The 23,115-nt window shown below is 44.1% G+C and carries 23 protein-coding genes; 8 read left to right on the top strand and 15 right to left on the bottom strand.

Going from position 1 to position 23,115, the window contains the following annotated elements; translation table 11 throughout:
- Window positions 1-87 precede the first annotated feature (87 nt).
- The 5 genes from FEM33_RS26480 to FEM33_RS23060 all read right to left on the bottom strand — a co-directional run bounded on the left by FEM33_RS26480 (window position 88) and on the right by FEM33_RS23060 (window position 4,803).
- Entirely contained in the window at window positions 88-228 is a 141-nt protein-coding gene (locus tag FEM33_RS26480) for a hypothetical protein (RefSeq protein ID WP_161597215.1), read from the bottom strand.
- Window positions 229-342: 114 nt separating this feature from the next.
- Window positions 343-1,062 carry a YdcF family protein gene (locus FEM33_RS23075; RefSeq protein WP_229214376.1) on the bottom strand — a complete coding sequence of 240 codons (720 nt, stop codon included), beginning with the start codon at window positions 1,060-1,062 and terminating at the stop codon, window positions 343-345.
- Between the two features lie 111 nt (window positions 1,063-1,173).
- Window positions 1,174-1,785 (bottom strand): hypothetical protein, encoded by a 612-nt coding sequence (locus FEM33_RS23070; protein WP_139014327.1) that lies wholly within the window; start codon window positions 1,783-1,785, stop codon window positions 1,174-1,176.
- Window positions 1,786-1,818: 33 nt separating this feature from the next.
- Window positions 1,819-3,081: a flexirubin biosynthesis putative acyl-CoA ligase FlxY gene (gene flxY / locus FEM33_RS23065; protein ID WP_139014326.1), complete on the bottom strand. Its 1,263-nt coding sequence runs from the start codon at window positions 3,079-3,081 to the stop codon at window positions 1,819-1,821.
- 42 nt (window positions 3,082-3,123) lie between these two features.
- The gene (locus FEM33_RS23060) at window positions 3,124-4,803 is read right to left on the bottom strand and encodes a C45 family autoproteolytic acyltransferase/hydrolase (RefSeq protein WP_139014325.1); all 1,680 of its coding nucleotides are present in this window, start codon (window positions 4,801-4,803) and stop codon (window positions 3,124-3,126) included.
- A 73-nt stretch (window positions 4,804-4,876) separates the two neighbouring features.
- Between FEM33_RS23060 and FEM33_RS23055 the strand changes: the two genes are divergently transcribed.
- Both FEM33_RS23055 and FEM33_RS23050 read left to right on the top strand, forming a co-directional pair.
- Complete coding sequence (locus FEM33_RS23055; protein ID WP_139014324.1) at window positions 4,877-5,500, top strand: 4'-phosphopantetheinyl transferase family protein; 624 nt, start codon at window positions 4,877-4,879, stop codon at window positions 5,498-5,500.
- 41 nt (window positions 5,501-5,541) lie between these two features.
- A complete protein-coding gene (locus tag FEM33_RS23050; RefSeq protein ID WP_139014323.1) occupies window positions 5,542-8,019 on the top strand; it encodes a PIG-L family deacetylase in 2,478 nt (825 codons plus the stop codon).
- Window positions 8,020-8,031: 12 nt separating this feature from the next.
- On the opposite strand, the gene FEM33_RS23045 is transcribed toward FEM33_RS23050, so the two are convergent.
- The 8 genes from FEM33_RS23045 to sufC form a co-directional block, all read right to left on the bottom strand.
- Entirely contained in the window at window positions 8,032-9,141 is a 1,110-nt protein-coding gene (locus tag FEM33_RS23045) for a vWA domain-containing protein (RefSeq protein ID WP_138281677.1), read from the bottom strand.
- Window positions 9,142-9,228: 87 nt separating this feature from the next.
- Window positions 9,229-9,657, bottom strand: coding sequence for a BrxA/BrxB family bacilliredoxin (locus FEM33_RS23040; protein ID WP_138281360.1), 429 nt, complete (start codon window positions 9,655-9,657; stop codon window positions 9,229-9,231).
- A gap of 56 nt (window positions 9,658-9,713) precedes the next feature.
- A complete protein-coding gene (locus FEM33_RS23035; protein ID WP_139014322.1) occupies window positions 9,714-10,025 on the bottom strand; it encodes an SUF system Fe-S cluster assembly protein in 312 nt (103 codons plus the stop codon).
- Window positions 10,026-10,067: 42 nt separating this feature from the next.
- Window positions 10,068-10,502 (bottom strand): SufE family protein, encoded by a 435-nt coding sequence (locus FEM33_RS23030; RefSeq protein ID WP_139014347.1) that lies wholly within the window; start codon window positions 10,500-10,502, stop codon window positions 10,068-10,070.
- Window positions 10,503-10,516: 14 nt separating this feature from the next.
- Complete coding sequence (locus FEM33_RS23025) at window positions 10,517-10,897, bottom strand: DUF5618 family protein (RefSeq protein WP_139014321.1); 381 nt, start codon at window positions 10,895-10,897, stop codon at window positions 10,517-10,519.
- A gap of 36 nt (window positions 10,898-10,933) precedes the next feature.
- Complete coding sequence (locus FEM33_RS23020; RefSeq protein ID WP_139014320.1) at window positions 10,934-12,160, bottom strand: cysteine desulfurase; 1,227 nt, start codon at window positions 12,158-12,160, stop codon at window positions 10,934-10,936.
- A gap of 90 nt (window positions 12,161-12,250) precedes the next feature.
- The gene (gene sufD / locus FEM33_RS23015) at window positions 12,251-13,570 is read right to left on the bottom strand and encodes a Fe-S cluster assembly protein SufD (protein ID WP_139014319.1); all 1,320 of its coding nucleotides are present in this window, start codon (window positions 13,568-13,570) and stop codon (window positions 12,251-12,253) included.
- A gap of 58 nt (window positions 13,571-13,628) precedes the next feature.
- Window positions 13,629-14,387, bottom strand: a complete 759-nt coding sequence (gene sufC / locus FEM33_RS23010; protein WP_139014318.1) for a Fe-S cluster assembly ATPase SufC — start codon at window positions 14,385-14,387, stop codon at window positions 13,629-13,631.
- A gap of 257 nt (window positions 14,388-14,644) precedes the next feature.
- Between sufC and FEM33_RS23005 the strand changes: the two genes are divergently transcribed.
- Both FEM33_RS23005 and ctlX read left to right on the top strand, forming a co-directional pair.
- Window positions 14,645-16,099 (top strand): arginine deiminase family protein, encoded by a 1,455-nt coding sequence (locus tag FEM33_RS23005; RefSeq protein ID WP_139014317.1) that lies wholly within the window; start codon window positions 14,645-14,647, stop codon window positions 16,097-16,099.
- 55 nt (window positions 16,100-16,154) lie between these two features.
- Window positions 16,155-17,099: a citrulline utilization hydrolase CtlX gene (ctlX, locus tag FEM33_RS23000; RefSeq protein WP_139014316.1), complete on the top strand. Its 945-nt coding sequence runs from the start codon at window positions 16,155-16,157 to the stop codon at window positions 17,097-17,099.
- A gap of 73 nt (window positions 17,100-17,172) precedes the next feature.
- Here the strand turns inward: ctlX and FEM33_RS22995 are convergent, their stop codons facing one another.
- Entirely contained in the window at window positions 17,173-17,631 is a 459-nt protein-coding gene (locus tag FEM33_RS22995) for a hypothetical protein (protein ID WP_139014315.1), read from the bottom strand.
- 237 nt (window positions 17,632-17,868) lie between these two features.
- Here FEM33_RS22995 and FEM33_RS22990 point away from each other — a divergent pair, with 237 nt between their 5' ends.
- Together FEM33_RS22990 and hemW are read left to right on the top strand one after the other, a co-directional pair.
- The gene (locus FEM33_RS22990; protein WP_229214375.1) at window positions 17,869-19,947 is read left to right on the top strand and encodes a TonB-dependent receptor; all 2,079 of its coding nucleotides are present in this window, start codon (window positions 17,869-17,871) and stop codon (window positions 19,945-19,947) included.
- The gene (gene hemW / locus FEM33_RS22985; protein ID WP_139014314.1) at window positions 19,948-21,072 is read left to right on the top strand and encodes a radical SAM family heme chaperone HemW; all 1,125 of its coding nucleotides are present in this window, start codon (window positions 19,948-19,950) and stop codon (window positions 21,070-21,072) included.
- A 75-nt stretch (window positions 21,073-21,147) separates the two neighbouring features.
- Here hemW and FEM33_RS22980 read toward each other — a convergent pair whose 3' ends face one another.
- The gene (locus tag FEM33_RS22980; protein WP_138281349.1) at window positions 21,148-21,570 is read right to left on the bottom strand and encodes an OsmC family protein; all 423 of its coding nucleotides are present in this window, start codon (window positions 21,568-21,570) and stop codon (window positions 21,148-21,150) included.
- 251 nt (window positions 21,571-21,821) lie between these two features.
- Between FEM33_RS22980 and FEM33_RS22975 the strand changes: the two genes are divergently transcribed.
- Complete coding sequence (locus FEM33_RS22975) at window positions 21,822-22,367, top strand: hypothetical protein (protein ID WP_139014313.1); 546 nt, start codon at window positions 21,822-21,824, stop codon at window positions 22,365-22,367.
- A 90-nt stretch (window positions 22,368-22,457) separates the two neighbouring features.
- Entirely contained in the window at window positions 22,458-23,114 is a 657-nt protein-coding gene (locus FEM33_RS22970; RefSeq protein WP_139014312.1) for a DUF1684 domain-containing protein, read from the top strand.
- Window position 23,115: the final 1 nt, after the last annotated feature.

The following is a 23,115-nucleotide window of genomic DNA, read 5'->3' as shown; positions in this document are numbered from 1 at the left end:
AACAAGCTGTTAGCTGATGGCTATTAGCTGTTAGCCGACTTTGCATCAGACGATTAGGAAGCCATTCCATGGCTTTTTTGTTTTGCCTTATTCTGCTGCTTCTATAAACAGGGTGCTATTCCATAGCACTTCGATTTGCTCCGAAGGAGCATCCTGTTTGTAGAAAAATGTGTGCGGTAATTTGATTACGCCGGCTCCGGAGGAGCCTACAAACAGGTTCCATTTCATAGCACTTGGTTTCGCTCCGGAGGAGCCTCCTGTTTGTAGAAAAATGTGTGCGAAGTGGTTTTATTACGCCGGCTTCGGAGAAGCCTCCTGTTGCTTGAATGCAATCGCCGGCATTTAATGCCCAGCTGCGCCAGAAGGAATCATGCGGTCCTTGTATTTTCTTCTGAATTTGCTTTGTTTGAGGTCTTCTTCGTACCAGACAATATTTTTACCCATCGTGCCTCTGAACCGCTTGATGAAATTTTCCTTGTCGGACAGTTTGACAAAGTTTTCCTGTTTGCAGTTTTCCGTATTTGTTTTCGGTTCATAAAGATTCAAAACTCTTAGCGTATCTACAATAACCGGCAGCATTTCAACAGGCAGTTCGTACCGTTTGATAAATTTTTGCATGTAAGTGGTTTGTACCGGGTCCGTAGCCAGCGCAATTTTTGAAAAGCCGAGCCCTTTTGCCATACGATAGGAATAATAAACGTTCTCGGTACTGTGCTGGGCTTTCTGTTCTGTAAAAATCCTTTCTCTCGGAACACCGAGCGCATGCGCATATTCGGCCATTACTTTGCTTTCAATATACGGCGTTGCCACTGCTGCACCGGAAAAAATAATGTTTTTGGTATACCCTTTTGTATAAAGATAATGAGCCCAGTGAATCCGCATCTGAAGAATCATATCCCATTTGTCGCCGCTGTAAGGAAATCCCGGAATGATTACCGCATCATAAGGCTGGCTTTTCAAACCTTTTTTAAAGGCTCTTTCCGAAGCATTGTTCAGCATACCGCCGCAACCGCCGGAAAACAGGATAATCATAGCCGATAAGATCAGGAAGACAATTCGCACGATTTTTCTGGATATCAGTTAAAAAAATAAGCTGTGAAATGTAAGCTTCAAAGCAAACAAACCACAGCTTAAACAAATGTAACAGCAGCGAAATTAATATTATTATTCAGATCAAAGTTTTCTGTCAAGAAATGCAGCAAGCGATTTGCCCGCTTTTGCATAAGATTCGGCAATGCGGACGCCGGTATCGTAGTCAAAACCGCCAAATTGCCCGCCGGGCACATTCTTCAAATAAAATTCTGCAACTTTCACCGATTTATTAGCCGATTCCACAAGGTCAATCTCAAAATCAACATGCGCGTTTTTACGCATGACGCCTACGTTAAATCCCGGTTCTACCGATTTGGTACGGACGATCAACGTATAAGTGGCGTCCGGCCTTGCCTGCACAGCTTTTAAGCCGGCATCTTCCATGCCTTTGTTGAACAGTTCTTCAAATTTTGGCTCAAACCTGTTTTTGCGGTCATCAACCCACGCCTTTTTCCAGTTATCCCCTCTTCCCGCTTCTTTTTCGTTATACTCGGCCGACTTCTTGTCAACGTACTCTTTTTCAGTGGCGAATTTGCCTACGCTGAAATCAGAATAATCGTATTCAATGTTGACCGTTTTCTGACCCGCAAGTACGCTTACGTCTCCGGATTTCAGTTCTACTCGCTGGGCAAAAGAGCAATTCATGCCCGTTACAACCACGGTGATCATGGATGCATAAAAAAACTTTTTCATGGCTTATATTTTATTTTTATGATGACTAAGGCTTCAAATATAGATCAATTTTTCAGGTTTGCGTTTCTCCTGTTTGTAAATCCGAAGGCTTAATTCTTGAGCGGTAACAAACTGCAGCAAAGGTGTTACGCGAAGCTTTGAACGGAACAAGGAATGCAGCATTTCCTGAAAAACCGGCGTTTGCAGCTGCGCAGGCAAAAGGATCGTAACCTCATCATTCCCGTACTCGTTTCTGGAAACAACAACCTGATAAAGTTCTATTTCCTTGACCATATCCAGCACATCGAAAATGGCCGGCGGATAAATGGTAGTTCCTTTGAACTTGATCATCTGCTGCTTGCGCCCGACCACAGGCCCGAGCCGCGGACTTAGCCGTCCGCATGCACATGGCGCATAATAAACCGGACAAAGATCGCCGGTTTTGTACCGCAGCAGCGGCATTCCTTCCACGCCCAGCGTTGTTACGACCACTTCGCCGGTTTCTCCTTCTTTTACAGCATGGCCGTTATCGTCCACAACTTCCAGTACAAGCAGATCCGGATTGAGATGTCCGCCTTTACCTTCGGCACATTCCGTAAATGCAGCGCCCATTTCGGTGGAAGCATACGTGGAATAAAGCTTGACGTTCCATTGTGAAGTAATCCGTTTTCCGAGTTCGTTAAAGCTGAAATCGGCATTGCGGATCGGCTCACCGATGCAAATGATGGATCGGATGCTTGAAGATGGATAATCGATTTGATTGGCTTCCGCATAATCCAGCAGCCGCGGGATAAAGGAAGGAATGGCAATCAGTACGGTCGGCGAAAACCGCTGGATAGATTCCCATTGCAAAAACGGTGCGCCCGGCCCCACACGGATCATTCCCGCGCCTATTTTCCTGGCTCCCATCCAGTACGCGAGTCCGGCCATGAAACGCCGGTCGATGGTTGTCATCAGCTGATAAATATCTTCACTGCTTCCGCCCGCACAGCGAAATGATTCCGCTTCGTTAACCGCAAGCCGCTCAATATCAGAATCGGTCAGGTAAAATGCGACCGGATCGCTTAAAGTGCCGGAAGTTGTTACAAAATCGGCAACCCTGTTTTTGGGAACACAAAGGAAGTCATCGTTATAACGCGCAAGATCGTCTTTGGTCGTAAATGGCAACTGAACAAGGTCAGCAGGCGATTTAATTGATTTGTAACTGACTCCGCATTCCGCCATAATTTTTTGATAATAAGGAGAGTGAGTCGAAACATATTCAAGCAATTGCTGTAATTTCAGATGCTGCGTTTCAGCTGAAAACTCAAACTTCATGGCGGAGGAAATGTATGCGTTTTATTAAAATTTAAATGTCGGCTATTCTTTCCTGCAATCTTCAATCCGGTCTTTTATAGCCTTTACTTCATTCAGCGAAGCGACTTTATGTTTTAAAGACTGCTCGTAATAGGCAATTGCCTTTTTGTTATCCTTGTTTTTCCTGAAATAATCTCCCAAAAACAAATAAGTCAGAAAACTTTCCGGATTGTTGTTGATAAACTTTTTTTCTTCCGCAGGCGAAAGTTCAAACGGTATGCCGAGCATGACATAGCGGCTGATTTTCTGTTTTGTCTTCCTGAAATCCTCAAATTTTCTGTAATCGGCTGTTTCTAGAAATGAATCTTTTGGAATGGTTAATGAATCGACCGCAGCAAACTTTCTTTTTCCCGAAAAAACATTGTCCAGATTGTAACAAATGAATTCGCCAAGCTGAAACGGCGGCGTAGAAATCCACATTTCCTTTTTCTCTGGTTTGAACAGAATTCCGTGATGTGCGATCAGCTGATTTAAAGAACTGGAATTTCCGTAACCCAGGAATTTGTCATTTACGCCTTTTTTATCTCTTAATATTTCCGCAGCATCTTTTATATCAACCGGATAAGTCCGTTCAAGCAGTTGGTTCATCCTGTCAAACCTTGATTTTGAATCGGTATCGCGAATGTTATGGATATTGACCGAATCGCGGATAAATGAATTGCCCTGATAATGATTGGCGCAGACCAGATAATCTTTTCCTGACTGATAAACGTCCATTTTCTGCGGTGACTTTTCAATAATGACCGCTTTGTCGTCCGCAGCCGAGCCGATCAGCAGCGATTCGGAAACGAATGTTTCCCTCTTTCTTGCAATTTCTTCCGCTTCCTGAATCGTACCCGCATATTGCAGAATTTCCCTCGCCAGCAATGAAATCGGTTCTTTTGCCGCATACGGAATGTCGGATTTGGAAGCATTCAGCGTAACGGTAATTCCCTTTTCATTCATGCCGGAAACAACGCCCGTCAAACCGGCCCACGCGTAAGACGCAAATTTGTAGCCTTTATCCGGCTTCATAAAAACAATCAGCTTGTCCTCTGCAAATTCATCGCCCATATAAAAATCAAAATTTCGCGCAATGAGCAGTGTGGAATCTTCTGAAAACCCGTGATTAACGGCAAACGACGTACATCCGACCATATTCAGGTCCGTAAGCGCGTGGCCGATGTCGTGCGCCGCATGATAATTCAGAATGCGGTAATATTTAGGGGCAATGTAATTGAACTTGTCGGAAAAAGACTGGGAAATGCCGTAGATTTCCTGTTGATTTTCTTCTGGAATGTACTTGTAAATATCGCGGTTAAACCAGCCGACAAAACCTTTCAGAACCTGCAGAAACATTGCATTCGGAATCATTTCCTTGATCTGGCCAATGAAATGCACTTCCTGTTTTTCCATCAGCTCTTTGGAAAGAATCCCGTAAATAAGTCCTCTTTCATACGGCGACCCTTCCAGGTACATTTCCCAGATTCCGTATTTGTTCTTTTTCAGCCAGCAGTTTTCAACCACATAATGATCAGGTCCTGCTTTAATGCGTTTATAACTTTCCGTAGTTTTGCTGCTTTCAATCTTTGGCGAAGGAACAATGATTCGCCAGATGAACAGACCAAAAAGAATTCCGGTGATCAGCAACAGAATGGAAACCGTTTTGAGGATGTTTTTTGCTAATTTATTTTTGGGCCACATACATGAAAAGCACGCGTATCCTGTGCCGGTTCTGAAACACTGATTGCTGATATTTAACCAAAATTAATAATAAATGGGAATCTGTTACATAAAAACGCTTTCTGAAAATACCGTTCTGGGATTATGGAAAATGACTGAACCGTGGCAGGAATTGAAAGAACAGTTACAGCTTACTCCCGCTGATGAAAAACTGCTGTCTGAAAAAAAAACGGACGTTCGCAGGCAGGAATGGCTTGCATGCCGTATATTAATCAAAAATATAACGTCCGTTGATCCGGAAATAACCTACGATCACAATCGAAAACCGCATATGGCCGGCAGCAAGCAGCATATTTCCATGTCGCATTCAGGCGAATATGCCTGCGTTTATCTGAGTGAAACCAAAGAAACAGGAATTGATATCCAAAAACTCAAACCTTCCATTTCCAAAGGCGCAGATTACTTTCTGAATGAAGCGGAAATGGATTGGGTTGATGTTGAAAACAACTTATTGCTGCATATCATTTGGTCTGCAAAGGAATCTGCATTCAAATTTGCCGGAGATCCGGACCTTGATCTGAAAAAACATATTATTACAAACCGGTTTGACGGCAACCAAAAAGGCAAAATTGAGGTTTCTGTTTTAAAACCGGAATTAAATACAGTCCATATCGCTTACGACACGTTCGACGATTACGTTCTTTCCTGGACAATCTGATTTTTTTGCCGGCCAAAACCAATGCTTTAATTTCCTGACCAATGAATAAATTTCTAGCTGCATTCCTGTTACTGTTTTCATTAAAAGTTTCTGCACAAGTTCCCGCTTTATCTTCTGGCGAAATATTCCTGAACCTTAAAAAACTGAATGTGCTGGGTTCGGTTCTTTACATCGCCGCGCATCCGGACGATGAAAATACGCTGATGCTTTCCTATTTATCAAAAGATCAGCTGGTCAGAACGGGCTATTTATCGCTTACGCGCGGTGACGGCGGACAGAATCTGATCGGGTCGGAACAGGGTTATAACATCGGCGTTATCCGTACACAGGAATTGCTCGGCGCACGCCGGATTGACGGCGCGCAACAGTTTTTTTCAAGAGCCTATGATTTTGGTTTTTCTAAAACGCGCGATGAAACGCTGAATTTCTGGGATCAGGACAAAGTACTGGGCGACGTAGTCTGGATGATCCGAAAATTTCAGCCCGATGTTATCATTACACGCTTTCCGCCGGACCCGCGCGCAGGCCACGGCCATCATCAGACTTCCGCCTATCTTGCAGAAAAAGGTTTCAGCCTTGCCGCAGACCCGAATGCATATCCTGATCAACTTGGATTTGTAAAAACCTGGCAGCCAAAGCGTTTGGTATGGAACACCTATACACCCGGATTTACGAACAAAAAACCGGAAGAGGAAAAAAAGCCTTTTATATCCATTGAAATCGGCGGCTTCAATCCGGTACTTGGCAAATCCTACACAGAAATTGCAGCATTAAGCCGGAGCCAGCATAAAAGTCAGGGATTCGGAAGTTCGCCGGCACGCGGAGAAAGAATTGATTATTTTCTGCATAAAGCAGGCGACCCGGCAAAAACCAGTTTGTTTGACGGCGTTGATATTTCCTGGAAAAGAATCAAAAACAGCGCCAAAGTCCAGGCACTGATCAATGAATCCATCAAAAGTTTTTCGGTCAACAATCCTTCTGCTTCTATTAACAACCTTTTGAAAATCAATGCAGAACTGAACCGGCTGGACTCTGCGGATATTTATGTCAAAGCAAAAAAGGAAGAAGTCAAAGATTTGATTCTGCAATGTGCCGGACTTTGGTTCGAGACCAACCCGAATGATTTTTCGGGCGTGGCCGGCGATTCAATGAATATCCGGATTTCGGTTACCAAACGTACAGACTTTCCAGTCAAGTTGGTGTCATTGGAATGGACGGGTGCAAACAAAGACAGTCTTGTAAATATTACTTTGGGGAACAATGATTTCAACGCCATTTCAAAAAAAATCCTGTTGCCTGAAAACCTGAAAATTACGCAGCCGTACTGGCTCGAAAAACCCATTAACAGAGGCTTGTTCCAGATTGACAAACAACAGGATATCGGTTTTCCTGAAAACCGGGCGGAAACTTTTACGCGTTACAATTTCGAGATCGGAGGTCAGACCTTTACGGTTGCAAGGCCGTGGATTTACAAATTTACTGATCCTGCGGAAGGAGAAATTTATCAGCCGTTTGAAATCAGGCCGCCGGTTACGACTACCATTACAGAACCGGTTTTTATTTTTCCATCTGCCGAATCCAAAACCGTTACGGTTCTGGTTCAGGCACAAAGAAAAGGTGTTGAAGGAATTGTAAAGCCGGAACTTCCCGAAGGCTGGAAATCCGAACCGGTATCACAAAAGTTCAGCATTGCCGATAAATATCATGATCAGTATTTTTCATTCCGCATTACGCCGCCTGCTGTTAATCAGGAAGTTGTTTTCAAAGCAACGGCAACTGTAAACGGAAAAGTATATGACAAATCTCTGAAGACAATAGCTTACAGGCACATTCCGACACAGACTATTTTTCCTTCATCAGAAGCAAAACTGGCACGCATTGATGTAAAAACAACGGTTAAAAATATCGGCTATATCGCCGGTGCCGGTGACGAAGTCCCTACTGCCTTGCGTCAGATGAATTGTCAGGTTACCATGCTGAATGATGCCGCGCTGGCCGGTGACCTGAGCGGATACGAGGCAATTGTTGTGGGCGTAAGAGCTTACAATACGGAAAACCGGCTCTCCAATTATCAGGAAAAACTGATGGAATATGTCAAAAACGGCGGAACAATGCTCGTTCAGTACACCATTCCAAATGACCAGAAAGTAAAGCAGATCGGGCCGTTTCCGATCACGATGGGCCGCGACAGAGTGGCCGAAGAAGATGCTGAAGTCCGGTTTTTAATGCCGGAACATCCCTTGATGAATTACCCGAACAAAATTACGCAGCAGGATTTTCAGGGCTGGATTCAGGAACGCGGGTTGTATTTTGCGCAGGATTGGGACAAAACCCATTATCAGGCATTGTTTTCCAGCAATGATCAGGATGAAACGCCGAAAGAAGGAAGTGTACTTTACGCACCCTATGGAAAAGGACATTTCATTTACACAGGTTTGTCCTTTTTCCGTGAACTTCCAGCCGGTGTTACGGGCGCTTACCGGCTTTTTGCCAATATGATTTCTATTGGCAAAAAGTAGTAATGGCTCGTTTTACTTCACATTCTTTCTACGGTTGCGCTGGAAATCTTCCAGTACAAAACCGCCAAGTCCCTGCAGATTGCTGTAATAAGCACGCCCGTTATTGACTTGTGTGAAATTCTGTACAAACTGTTTCAGGTACGGATCGGTCGCAATCATGAACGTAGTAACCGGAATATCCAGCCTGCGGCATTGTGCTGCAAGTGTAAGGGTTTTGCTGATGATTTTGCGATCCAGACCGAAACTGTTTTTATAATACTTTATTCCTTCTTTCAGGCAAGTCGGTTTTCCGTCTGTGATCATGAAAATCTGCTTGTTACGCGTCTTTTTACGGCGCAGAATATCCATGGCCAGTTCCAGACCGGCAACTGTATTTGTATGGTACGGCCCAACTTCAAGGTACGGAAGATCTTTGAGCTGGATTTGCCATGCGTCATTGCCAAATACAATAATGTCAAGCGAATCTTTCGGATACTTTGTCCGGATCAGTTCCGCCAAAGCAAGCGCGACTTTCTTAGCGGGCGTAATGCGGTCTTCACCATACAAAATCATGGAATGACTGATATCGATCATGACGACCGTTGCCGTTGTGGTTTTCTGCTCGCGTTCCACCACTTCCAGATCATTTTCCATCAGCATAAAATCACCGATTCCATGATTAACCTGCGCATTTTTGATGGATTCCGTCATGGAAATCTGGTCGAGCGTATCTCCGAACTGAAACTGTCGAATGTCGCTGCTCAGTTCGTCGCCTGTACCCATATGCGGCGTGTGATGGTTTCCGCCTGATTTGGAGCGTTTCAGTTTACCGAAAATTTCATCCAGAGCACTTTTCCGGATGCTTTTTTCCGATTTTGGCGTCATCACAATCCGGCTTTCGCCATCCTGCTTTTCTTCGGTTATATATCCTTTTTTCTTCAGGTCATCAAAAAAATCACCGATGCCGTAGGAATCATTGGTCAAAGTATATTGTCTGTCCAGTTCGCTCAGCCACGACATGGCCTCGCTGACGTCGCCAGAAGTCATTAACAGCAATTGCTGAAAAATATCGAACAGCTGATTAAACTTGCTGTTTGCGCCTTGCTCGGGTGGCGTATATTTTAAAAAACGGTGTCCGCGCATAAAAATGAAATTCAAAAAGGTTATTAAAAAATACGGCTACTCTCAAATTTAATCGAAAGTAGCCGCATTTTAGTATGTTTGACAGAATTATGCCTCTTCTGTGCAGAATTCCTCAAAAGCCATTTGCAGATGTTGAGCGATCATTTCTGCCGAACGGCCTTCAATATGATGGCGCTCTACAAAATGGATCAGTTCACCGTCTTTGAACAGCGCAACGGCTGGTGACGACGGAGGATAAGGCAAAGTATATTCGCGCATTTTTGCAGTCGCTTCCACATCTGCACCGGCAAAAACCGTTGCCAGATGATCCGGCTTGATTTCACTGCGTGACAATGCCGCTCTTACGCCCGGACGGGCCGCGCCAGCTGCACAGCCACATACTGAGTTAATTACAACCAAAGCAGTTCCTTTTGTATTCTGCATGAAGTTATCAACTTCTTCGGCACTTGTCAGATCCTGAAAACCGGCGTTCACCAGTTCGGCTTTCATCGGAGCCACTAATTGCGGTGGGTACATATTCTTTAATGTTTAAGTTTAAATTAAATCTTTTATAAAATTGCAGGCAATTTTGCCTACATAAATCCAAGTTCAAGCTTGGCTTCCTCAGACATCATTTCCGTGCTGTATGGCGGATCGAAAGTCAGTTCCAGACTCACGTCGTTCACACCTTCTACTTCCCTGATTTTCTGTTCCACTTCCCCGGGCAATGTTCCGGCCGAAGGGCACGAAGGCGAAGTCAGCGTCATGGAAACATACACATTGTTTACTGGAAATATTTTCAGGTCGTATATCAGTCCAAGCTCATAAACGTCCACCGGAATTTCCGGGTCATAAATGGTTTTGATCGCTTTAACTACTTCTTCCTTTAATTCTGATTCAGACATCTTTTTACTAAATTTAAATGGGATGAAGAAAAAACCTTGATCTTAATTTTCCGAATTTACCGTTCTTCCCTGATAAGCAAAACCATAAGCTTTCATTTGTTTCAGCATGGACAGCAAGCCGTTGGACCTCGTCTGCGCAAGATGCTGGTGCAAACCTATTTTTTCCATAAAGTACAGATCTGCACTGGCAATTTCTTCCGGCGTATGTCCTGATAAAACCTTCACCAGCATACTGACCAGACCGCGCACGATAATGGCATCGCTGTCCGCTTCAAACTTTAAAAGATCGCCGTCCATATAAGCATTCAGCCAAACTTTTGACTGACAGCCTTTTATTATATTTTCTTCAGTCTTGAACTGTTCCTGAAGCGGTGGGAACTGCTTTCCGAGATCAATAATGTACTCGTATTTGCTTTCCCAATCATCAAACAATTCAAAATCTGAAATTAGTTCGTCCTGTGTCTCGTTTATAGTCATTGTCTGAAAAATATTTATGCCGTTGCCGAACGCGTTTCTACCCACGCAATAATGGATTCGGCCATTTTTAATCCTGCAACTGCTATTTCCGCAGCGGGATTTCCGTCGTAACTCATCGAAAGATGCAAAGTATCATAAGCGGCAACAAAAGTGTAAAGCAGCTTTTTATCCATTGTGCTTAACCGTTCCTTGTACCAGTCCACATCCTTTCTGCCTTTTCCTTTTTTACCGAACAAACCGTCCAGCGCAACAAGAACGCCGGTATAGGCCGCATGTCCGGCCAGTTTTACATATTTGGTATCCTGATAATACCCGTCTTCTTTCCTTGCTTTTTCACTTAAAATTTCCTTGGCATTGTTTACATAGCGCCGGGCTTCTTCTACTGTGTTGCTCATCAATGTGTATATAGTTGTTTGATTGAAATTCAGTTTTTACCCGAGCATTTTTTTCACTTTATGCAAGCCCTGAATCAAACGGTCAATTTCCGCTGTCGTGTTATAAACAGCAAACGAGGCCCGAGAGGTTCCTGTAATATTGAAACGCCGCATCAAAGGCTGCGTGCAGTGATGTCCCGTCCGGACGGCAATTCCCTGCTGGTCCAGCAACACGCCAATATCCTGATGATGAATGCCGTCGATCACAAACGAAAGCACGCTTACCTTCTCTTTTGCCTTGCCGATGATCTTTAATCCTTCTATTTCCTTTACCGCCTGTGTCGCATATTCCAGCAGACTGTTTTCGTAAGCAGCAATGTTCGGTTTACCCAAAGTGTCCACATAATCCAGCGCGTACTTGGCTGCAATGACGTCTGCAATATTGGGCGTTCCGGCTTCAAACTTGTAAGGAAGCTCGTTATAAGTGGTTTTTTCAAAGGTAACTTCCTTGATCATTTCACCGCCTCCGCGGTACGGAGGCATGGCGTTCAGCAATTCTTTTTTACCAAACAAAATACCCATTCCGGTCGGGCCGTAAATCTTGTGCAGCGAAAGCGAATAAAAATCACAATCTAGATCCTGAACATCAATGGAAAGATGCGAGCTGGCCTGCGCGCCGTCCAGCAGCACTTTGGCACCCACTTCATGTGCCTTGCGGATTATTTCCTTTACGGGATTTATCGTTCCCAAAGAGTTGGAAACATGCACAACAGAAACGAACTTGGTCCGTTCCGTCAGGAGCGCCTCATATTCGTCCATCAGCAATTCACCGTCATCATTGATCGGGATTACTTTCAGGATGCATCCTTTTTCCTCGCAGAGCATTTGCCACGGAACAATATTGGAATGATGCTCCATAGCGGAAATAATGACTTCATCGCCTTCTTTCAGGAACTTGCGTCCGTAAGTCTGCGCCACAAGGTTGATGCCGTCCGTTGTTCCGTAAGTAAAGATAATTTCTTCAAAAGAAGGCGCATTCAGAAATTGCTGCAGCCGCTTTCTGGAATCTTCGAATGCGGCAGTTGCTTTTTCAGCAAGCTGATGAATCCCGCGGTGAATATTGGCATTATAGTGTTCGTAATATCCTGAGATTGCGTCCAGTACAATTTTTGGCTTTTGTGTAGTGGCTGCATTGTCAAAATACACGAGCTGTTTTCCGTTAACGATTTCGTCCAGAATCGGAAAATCATTCCGGATCGCGGTTATATCAAGATTATTGCTCATTTGAATTCTGTTTTAGAAAAAAACCCAACCCGGAAAAATCAAAGGTTGGGTTACAATAAAAATCTTCCGGCACGCATTCGCCGGCATATATTATTTTGACGCCAGTTTTTCTGCAATAACACCTTCAAGGTATTCACGGACGGAGTCAATCCGGATCTGTGAAATTACATCCGCGCAGAAGGCAAACATCAAAAGCGCCATCGCTTCCGACTGGGAAATTCCGCGTGAACGCATGTAAAACAATGCTTCTTCGTCAATCTGGCCGGTTGTTGTTCCGTGCGAACATTTTACATCGTCTGCAAATATTTCCAGCTGCGGCTTCGTGTTCATGGTCGCGTCTGTGGACAGCACGATATTTTTGCAGGACTGGAAAGCATTGGTTTTCTGCGCATCCGGACGAACAAAAATCTTTCCGTTAAAAACGCCTTTCGACCGGTCTCTCAGAATTCCTTTGTACAGCTCATTACTTTCGGAATTGGGCTTTCTGTGATCTGCAACCGTGTGGTTATCCACATGCTGGACTCCGTCCGGGAAATACAAACCGTACATATGTGCCTCGCAGCGTTCCCCGTCCAGAATAATGTTCAGGTTATTGCGGGTAAAGCGGCCGTTCAGTGTAACCGTTCCGGAATAAAACTGCGATCGGTCCAGCATTTTCACTTTTGTAGTCCCGATATGATAAGCGTTTTCACTTTCATTCTGAACTTTGTAATATTCAACGCCGGCATCTTCACTGACAAAAATTTCGGTAACCGTATTGGTAAATGAGCGTTCATTTCCAAGCGTTCTGTATGCTTCTGCCAGTTTTACATGAGCATTACGGCCTACTGCAATAATGTTCCGCGGCTGGCTTCCTACATTCTGAACCCTTGCGTCACTGATAAAACGAAGAATAACCGGATGTTCTACAGTCTGGTTATCAGGAATGTGGATGAAAACGCCGTCTTGCGCAAAAGCTGTATTTAAAGCAGTAAACGCGTCATTTTCATCTTTTACCAGCTCATTAAAATAAGTATTGATAAGAACAGGATCCTTTTTGTAAGCTTCCTGCAGCGAATCTATGATAATCTGGCTGGAGGCAGATACAAATACAGACAACGCTGCATTGTAATGGCCATTTATAAAGTATAATATATTGGCTTCCTGCGAAGGGATTTTAAGATCTTCCAGATCAGCCGACGTAATTGAACTGTCCGCGTTGAAGTTGTATAAAACGCTGGTCAGGTCTTTTACATTACTGTATTTCCATTCTTCATTTCTGGTTGTCGGGAAGCCCAGCTTGTCAAACTCGGCCAGAGCAGCGCGCTTTTTCTGATGAAAAGCAGAAGAAGCTTCTCCGTTCATTACCGACTCACGGGCATAAAAATCAGTAACCAGCCTTGTCTTTAAATCGATTGTTTCGTTACTCATTGAGGTAATAATATTTAGTATCAGGAAACCTGTTCAGGAAAGCCTGCAACATGATTTCTTAACCAATGGCTTCAACTTCCGCCTTGATCCAGTCGTACCCTTTTTCTTCCAGCTCAAAGGCCAGTTCCTTCGTTCCGGATTTCACGATCCTTCCTTTGTAAAGTACATGGACGTAATCCGGCACAATATAATCCAGCAGACGCTGATAATGCGTTACAACAATGGCAGAACGATCCGGAGAACGCAGTGAATTCACACCTTCGGCCACAATACGGAGCGCATCAATGTCCAGTCCGGAATCCGTTTCATCCAGAATGGCCAGCTTTGGTTCCAGAACCGCCATCTGAAAAATTTCATTTCTTTTTTTCTCCCCGCCTGAAAAACCTTCGTTCAGCGCACGTTTCAGAAGCGAATCGTTCATGCTGACAAGCTTGGCCTTTTCACGGACCATTTTCAGGAACTGCGCAGCATCCAGCGGGCTTTCACCTTTATATTTACGGATTTCGTTCACTGCCGTTTTCAGGAAATTAATGGTTGTAACGCCCGGAATTTCAACAGGATACTGAAATGCAAGGAAAATTCCTTCTGCAGCCCGGTCTTCAGGAGCCATATCCAGAATTTCTTTTCCGTCAAAAACCACCGTTCCACCTGTTACCTCATACTCCTCTCTTCCCGCCAGAACCGAAGCCAGTGTGCTTTTTCCTGAACCGTTGGGACCCATAATTGCGTGCACTTCACCCGGCTTGATTTCCAGATTAATGCCTTTTAATATTTCCTTACCTTCAATTGAGGCACGTAATTCATTAATAGAGAGCATAATTGATTTATACTTAAGATATAGTTCGTGGTAATTTACCGCAAAAGTAACACGCTTTGAGCGTAAAAGAAAATGAGCCGTTACGCCCGAAGCCTCTTGCCATCTATATCTTACAACCGATTTGCAGTGCTTGTTGTTCCCGTTAAAAGCATATTTATGTAAGTGATTTATACCGGGTTGTACATGCAGCCGGCAGCTTTCTGCTTATTAAAAGATAAAGCGTTTACTTTGCACCAGGCGACTTATCCGAACTCATTATGCTTATTAATAAATCAACAGACTCTGCAATACATGTTTCCTCCGAAACCGGAACCCTGAAAAGGTTGCTAATTCACAGCCCTGACGGCGGTCTCGGGAAAGTCGTGCCCAGCAAAGCCCAGGACTGGCTTTTTGAAGACATTGTGCATCTGGATACCATGCGGAGGAAAGAATATGATTATTATGTAAAAATCCTGCTTTCCTTTCTTGATCCGGAAAAAATCAAAGGCAAACTCGCAGAAATTGATCAGGATGCATCGCGTTCGTTTTACATTCCGGGTTCTGAAAATTATTTTGATTCTGATAAAGTAATTGATATTCAGAAACTGCTCGCGGAAATCCTGGAAAATGAAAGTGTAAGGATCAAACTGACTGCGGCCATCTGCGGTATTGAAAGATGTTCGTACCGTGTACAGGAAGAGCTGAACGGCTATGATGCGAACGAACTTGCAAAAATCTTTATTTCCGGTTCCTATTCCGGTGAAAAAATGCTTTTTGCGCCATTGCCAAACCTGATATTCATGCGGGATATCGGCATTGTGATCAACAATCATATTCTGCTCAACAAACCGGCCAAGAATGCGCGCACGCGCGAATCCATTCTGGCTCAGTTTGTCTTTTTTTATCATCCGATGTTTGCGCATATCAAGGATAATATCATTGAAATCCCTGAAAACGAGCATCACTTTTTATTGCCTGACGAGGAAAAAACGAGCGATTATCACCGCTGTACGCTGGAAGGCGGAGATGTCATGATGGTTGCGCCGAATCACCTGCTGATCGGATGCAGCGAACGGACTTCGGTTTATGCTGCGCAGCAAGTCATGAAACTGCTGTTTCAAAAAGACGTTGTGGAAAAAATCACGATTGTAAAAATTCCTAAAAAAAGGGACTACATGCATATAGACACCATTTTTACACAGGTGAAAAAGAATGTATGGGTGCTGCTGGGTTCGCTCGCAAGGCTGGGTGATGAAGCAAGAAAGAAAGACGTGCTTCATTTTTTCGGTCCGGAAAACACGAACAAGGAACTGCGGATTCTTCAGTTTGTAAAAGGTCAGGAACAAACGCCGGTTGAAATTGATAATCTTGAAGATCTGCTTTCCAGGATTAGCGTGGAAGACCTGGGCTCAACGGAAAAAGTACGCTTCATTTATTCCGGAAACAACGAATTTCCTTACGGCGAACGCGAACAATGGACGGATTCCTGCAACCTCCTTGCCTTGAAAGACGGCGTTGTGATCGGATACGACCGAAACGACAAAACGCTGGAAGCATTCCGTAACGAAGGATTCCGCATAATCAGTTCGGAAAATCTCCTGAACGAATTTGAAAATGACCGCTTGTCGCCCGATTCGCTTACCGATACTTTTATTACGCTTCCTTCGGCCGAACTTTCCCGGGCAAGAGGCGGCTCGCATTGCATGAGCATGCCGGTTTTGAGGGAATTATAATATTGTAATCGCCATAATTCAGTTGTAAATTGCAGTAAAATTTCAATCATTTCCCATGCGCGTAATCACTTCATCGGTCCAGAACCAGCCTCAGTCAACTTCCCGTCTGATGATGATCAGGCCGGCACAGTTTGGCTTTAATCCCGAGACTGCCGACAGCAACGGATTTCAGCACAATACTTTGGAAAAAAGCATTGCAAATACAGCCAATGACGAATTTGACCTGATGGCTAAACAGCTCGGCATTGCAGGCATAGAACTGCATGTTTTTGATGACAACAACGATGCTTATCGCCCGGATGCCGTTTTTTCCAACAACTGGGTTTCCTTTCATCAGAGCGGAAAAGTAGTCCTTTATCCGATGATGGCGGAAAACCGGCGGGCGGAGCGCAGAATGGACATTATTGATAAACTGGGCAATGATTTTAAAATCGAGGAAATCATTGATCTGACCCACTTCGAAGCGGAAGGAAAGTATCTGGAAGGAACCGGAAGTATGGTGCTGGACCGGCGTTACAAAATTGCATATGCCTGTCTTTCCCCACGAACGCACCCCGAAGTTCTCAACGCGTTTGCAGAAGCAATGGGTTACGAAATTGTTTCCTTTTCCGCATCCGATGAAAATGACTTGCCCGTTTACCATACCAATGTGCTGATGTGCATCGGTGATATTTTTGCAGTCATTTGTCTTGAAGCCATCAAAGATCCGGACGAGCGCCAACTGGTACGAGCTGCGCTGGAAGAAACCAAAAAATTCATTATCGAGATTTCACTGGAACAAGTCCGGAACTTTGCCGGCAACATGCTCCTTGCCAAGAACAACCGCTCGGATAAATTTCTCGTTATGTCCACGCAGGCCTATAATTCACTGACCAAAAAACAGAAAGAAATGCTGAGCGAATACGCCCGGCTGCTACATACTGACCTTTCATTTATTGAAGAAAACGGCGGCGGTTCCGCGCGGTGCATGCTGACGGAAATTCATCTTCCTGTAAAGTAAAATCAACTTTCGCATGCAAACAAAAAGTGCTCCGGACGGAGCACTTTTTGTTTGCATAACCTTGATAATCTAATTAATCCCTTACATCAGCCTTTGCCTTTGCAATTTTCTCTTTGGTTTCCGTTTTGAAAGCGTCCCATTTGTCAGCAGTTTCCGACTGTACGTTTTTCCAGGAAGCCTGCAGTTCCGCCTTTTCTTCGTTCAGTTCTTTCTTGCGTTCCTGCCATTTCAGCTTTTCCTTGTCTGTTGCTTTTTCCATCTTGGCGTCGGCATCTTCTATTTTTTTGTCAAGCTTACTAATTGCTTCGTCAATGTCTGCTTTTAAAGATTCCTTGTCTTCTTTTACTTTCGCTTCAAATTCGTTGCCTGCTTCCTTAATATCCTCCTTTGCTTCGGCAACGTTTTCGTCCATATCGTTTTTGGCTTCTTCCACAGTTTCGTGCGCGGAATCTTTGGTCTTGTCCGAACAGCTGTTCAGTGTCAGCATCCCGGATGCCAGTATTGCAGCCACCATTAAGTTTATCCTTTTCATAGCAGGTTAAATTTATTGTTATTTGGTATAAATGATTTGTTATTCTTGGTACAAAAATCTTACCAGACCCTTATACGTCGTAGCGCCTTTTATTTGTAGAAAATTATGCTCAGAGAATTAAAAATGTTTTTGACACGCATTTATGAAACCAAAGTGACAAACCAACTCGTTATGGATTTTTCCTGTTATTTTTTTTCTTGATTTCGGATTTGAATTTATTGATTTCAGTTTTTTATTATGATGCTTAAATTTTACGTTCCTGCCCTTTTTACGGCCTGTTTAAATGTTTTTAGTCCTGAATCGGTAACTGCGCAAAGCAGTGATACGCTGCAGACACAGAACCTGAACGAGGTTACGGTCAATGCATTTGAAACCAGAACAAACCTTTTGTCCACAACTGCAACGGTCGGACTGATCTCGTCCAGATCACTGGAAAGATTTTCACCTGTTACGTGGGCCAATGCGGTAAATGCCATTCCAGGCGTCAGAATGGAAGAACGCTCGCCGGGAAGTTACCGCTTTTCCGTACGCGGAAGCCTGATCCGTTCACCCTTCGGAGTAAGAAACGTCAAGTTTTACTGGAACGGCATTCCTTTTACGGATGCAAGCGGCAATACGCCTTTGAATTCACTGGATTATAATTCGGTTCAGCGGATGGAAATCATCAAAGGTCCGGGAAGCAGCCTTTACGGAGCCGGGACCGGCGGAGTCGTACTGATGCAAAGCCATCCTGACAATGAAGCGATGAACCGTTTCGAACAAAGCGTCAGTTTCGGCAAGTATGGTTTTCAGAACCGTAATACCACCATGCAGATCGGTGATATTTCCATTCAGTACGGCCATAGCGAACAGGACGGATACCGTAATCACAGCGCCATGGCCCGTGATGCAATACGGCTTACATCTTCTTCCAGAATCGGAGAAAAAGGAACTTTGTCCTTGCTCGGCATGTATTCCGACTTGTATTACCAAACGCCCGGCGGTATTACGCTGGCACAATATCAGGCCAATCCAAAGCTGGCCAGACAGCCTACTGCCACGCTTCCGGGTAGCGAAGCCCAGCAAGCCGCAATCTATACCAAACTTGCCTTGCTCGGCGGAAATTACACCTTGCAGCTTTCCGACAACTGGACGCAATCCACCGCACTTTATCTGACTTATACCGACTTTGCCAATCCGTTTATTTCCAATTATGAAAAAAGAGATGAGCAAGGCCTGGGCGGCAGAAATTTCTGGCAGAACCGTTCGCAGATCGGGAATGTGAAAACCAACTGGACAACCGGATTTGAATGGCAGTTCAGCAAATCGGCACAGCGAAATTATGACAACATCGGAGGCGTTCCGGACAAACAACAGACTGTTGAAGATATCCGCACGGCAAACCTTTCTGTTTTCAGTCAGCTTGAAGCCGTTCTTTTTTCAGACCTTACGATTAGCGCAGGTTTGAGCTATAACACATCCAGATACAAATACGAACGTTTTTTTGCACTTCCGTACAGCAAGGAAGAACGTACGTTTGACGGCATTTTCACACCGCGCTTTGCAGCCAACAAAATCATTGCAAAAAACTGGGCGGTTACCGCTTCGTACAGCGGCGGGTTTTCACCTCCTACCCTGCAGGAAGTTCGTCCTTCAGCCGGAGGGTTCCGCAAAGACCTGGAAGCAGAAAGAGGCATCAATACAGAGGTCGGCATCCGGAAAACAGGAAAATTCATCACCGGAGAACTCAGTCTGTACCATTTCGGGCTTAAAGAAACAATCGTCAGAAGAACCAACGAAGGCGGAGCCGAGTACTTTATCAATGCAGGCAAAACGAAACAAAAAGGAATGGAATGGACGCTGGCTTATGATATTCTTTCAGGCTATCAGAATCCTTTGTCCCTGCGGCTTTGGAATACAGGGACTTACACGCGTTATACTTTTGAAAACTTTCAGCAGGCGGAAGTGGACCTCAGCGGAAAACTCATTCCGGGCATTCCGCGTTTTTCGCAGAGCACCGGTCTGGATGCCTTGTTCCGGTTCGGTATTTCGGCTTTTGTGACTTATCAAAGCGGAAGTTCGTTTTACCTGAACGATGCCAATACGGTTAAAAATACGCCTTATAACCAATGGATTGCGCGCGTAAGCTGGAAAAAAAGCTGGGGACAGCACCTTTACAGCGAACTGTCTGCATCGGCTGAAAAAGTAAATGCCGGCATTTACAGCCTTGGCTACGACCTGAATGCGTTCGGAAACCGTTATTACAATGCAGCTCCGAAAGATAACATCTGGGCAGGCGTGAAAATCGGCTGGGAATGGCAGAAAAATTCAAGATAAATGCATTTATACATTCATATACCTTTTTGCAGACAAGCATGCCATTACTGTGATTTTCATTTTAGTACAAATACTTCGGGCAAGCAGGCAATGACCGAAGCGATTGTTTCTGAAATAGAACTTCAAAGGAATTATCTGGCTGACCAGTATGTGGAAACGATTTATTTCGGCGGAGGCACGCCGTCTTTGCTGACGGAATCCCAGCTGAATATGATCCTGAATGCCGTTTATAAAAATTTCAGCGTTGCGCCGGATGCGGAAATCACGCTGGAAGCAAACCCGGATGATCTGGATCAAGAGAAAACAGAACAGTTTAAAAGAGCCGGTATAAACCGGCTGAGCATCGGCATCCAGTCTTTTCATGAGCCGCATCTCCAATTTTTAAATCGTGTTCATTCCGCTTCCGAAGCCGGGGATTGTGTAAAAACAGCGCAGGATTCAGGAATCACGAATATTTCCATTGACCTGATTTATGCCATTCCGGCTCCGGACCACACTATTTTACTGGATGATATCCGGAAAGCTTCCGGCCTGGACGTCGCGCACATTTCAGCGTACTGCCTTACGATTGAACCGCAGACGACTTTTGGAAACTGGCTGAAGAAAAACAAGATAAAACCGGTTGATGAAGAATTTGCGGCAAGGCAGTTTGAGATACTTGTAAGTTCACTGGCAGAAAACGGCTACGAACAATACGAGATTTCCAACTTTGCACGCAACCAGCAATACAGCCGGCATAACAGTTCCTACTGGAAACAGCATCCGTATCTGGGCGTTGGCCCGAGCGCGCATTCATACAATGGAAGCAGCCGGCAATACAATATTTCAAACAATGCAAAATATCTGCAGGCCATTCAGAATGAAACAATTCCGGCTACAACAGAAATTCTGACATCCGCTGACCAGACGAACGAATACATCCTGACCGGGCTGCGTACCAAATGGGGCGTAAAAGTGGAAAAACTTGAATTGCTTTCACAAGGCTTTTTTACCGTTCAGAATGGCAAAAGGCTGGAAAACATGCTGACAAAAGGCTGGATAAAAAAAGACGGCGGTTCCATACTTTTAACGGAACCGGGGAAATTATTTGCCGACCGCATCGCCAGCGATCTGTTTATAGATTAATTTTTGTCAGAATCTTAAAAGCAGAAAGGCATCATTCAGTGATGCCTTTCTGCTTTTAAAGGATATCCGGAATAATCAGGAAACCAGTTCTGCGTTCAGCGAAATTTCAGCATTAAGCAGTTGGGAAATCGGGCATTCTTTTTCCGCCTTGGCAGCAATTTCCGCAAACTGTTCCTGAGAAATCCCCGGAATCTGTGCTTTCAGGTCGATATGGCTTTTGGTAACCTGTCCTTTTGCAGGATCAAGGCTTACGGTCGCCGTTGCGTTCAGTTCATCCGCAGTAAATCCTGCGGCATTCAGTTCAAAGCTGAGTTTCATGGCAAAACAGCCTGCGTGTGCAGCTGCAACCAGTTCTTCCGGATTTGTTCCTTTGCCTTCTGCAAAACGCGTATTGAAGGAATATTGCGTATTTTCCAGAACAGTACTCTGCGTGCTGATTGTTCCGGTACCTTCTTTTCCTGTTCCTTTCCAAACGGCGGTTGCTTTACGATTAATCATGATGTTTGATTTAAAATTGTTACTGTTGTAAATGGGAAAAGTAGCATCTATACTTTAACAACGCAAATTAAATTATCCAGCGAAAAGTATTATTTATTTAACTGTTTTTGCAGGCAAGGTATTTTACATCCAGCCTTATCGCAATTATTTTAGTTAATGAAAGTTAATACACTGTCCGGAATTAAACTTTATCATTGTATTTCGATCTAAATCCAAAATTTAAACAATTATTTATTAAATTAGTACATCTTATGAACAGAAAGCTCATTCCCCTTTTATTGATTTTCCTGGTACTTTTTCAAGGATGCCGCGGCCCCGAAGGACCTCAGGGCCCTCAGGGAGAAAGTATAGATGTCGTAGGCACGACTTTTGATCTTGTGAATGTGAATTTCACTGTTGCAAACCAGCATCAGTACGGACTGACGTTTGCAGATGCGAAAGTCAATGTTCTTGAATCGGATGCGGTGCTTGTTTACATAAACTGGGGAGAAACGGATGTAAATGGTGAAAATCTGGTAGCATACCGGCCTTTACCGCAAACGGCGTTTTTGAACAATGGAATTCTTACATACAACTTTGACCGCACAAGCAAGGATTTTTCCATATTCCTTGACGGAACGGTTAATCTGGCTACTGTTTCGGCGGATTATACCGCAAATCAAAGTTTCCGGGTTGTGATTGTACCGGCGGATTTTGCGGCCCGTACAAACGGTGCAGTTAATTACAATGATTACAATTCAGTTGCCAAATATTTTAATATCAAAGAATCTGACGTAGTTAAAATTAAAGCCAAATAACCAACCGTTTAAAAACTTATAAAGATCGGTTGTTCATTCTGTTAACAATTAACCATCCGGCAAGCTAACTTGCCGGATCATGTAAAAAAAATGAAGACGATTACAGCCTTGCTCCTATTGTTCCTGACCGCCGGACAAATTGTTTGTGCCCAGAATTTCAGTAAAGAAATTGACAAACACCGCCAGAAGTACAAACAGGAATTTCTGCATTCTGCCAACTCGCCTTTAAAGAAAGCAGACTTGGCCTTTCTTGATTTTTTTGAACCCGATTCCACTTACCGCGTTACGGCCCGCTTTGAGAAAGTCAAAAGCACTGCTTTTGAAATGCCGACTTACAGCGGTGTAAACAAGACTTATGTAAAATACGGCGAGCTTAAGTTTAGGCTGAACGGCAAAAGACAGACTTTGAGCGTTTACAGAAGCCTGAGCCTGCAGTCGCTGGCAAAATACAAGGATTACCTTTTTATTCCATTTAAAGACAAGACAAACGGCGTGGAAACTTACGGCGGCGGCCGTTATCTGGATTTGAAAACAACGGATCTGAAAGATAATGTTTATGTGCTTGACTTCAACAAGGCCTACAATCCTTACTGTGCTTACAGTGACGGATTTAACTGTCCGATTCCGCCAAGCGAGAATCATTTGTCCATTGAAATACTGGCAGGAGAAAAGAAATTTGGCAAAGAACATGAACAAGCCAAGTTACAGGAAATGCCGGATTCAAATTCCAAGAGCCGTTTGAATTAAC

Source organism: Dyadobacter flavalbus (assembly GCF_006149045.1).
In the GTDB taxonomy this organism is placed as follows: Bacteria; Bacteroidota; Bacteroidia; order Cytophagales; family Spirosomataceae; genus Dyadobacter; species Dyadobacter flavalbus.
The sequence above is the reverse complement of the archived record's forward strand: the minus strand, read 5'-3'. Positions and strand labels throughout refer to the sequence as shown.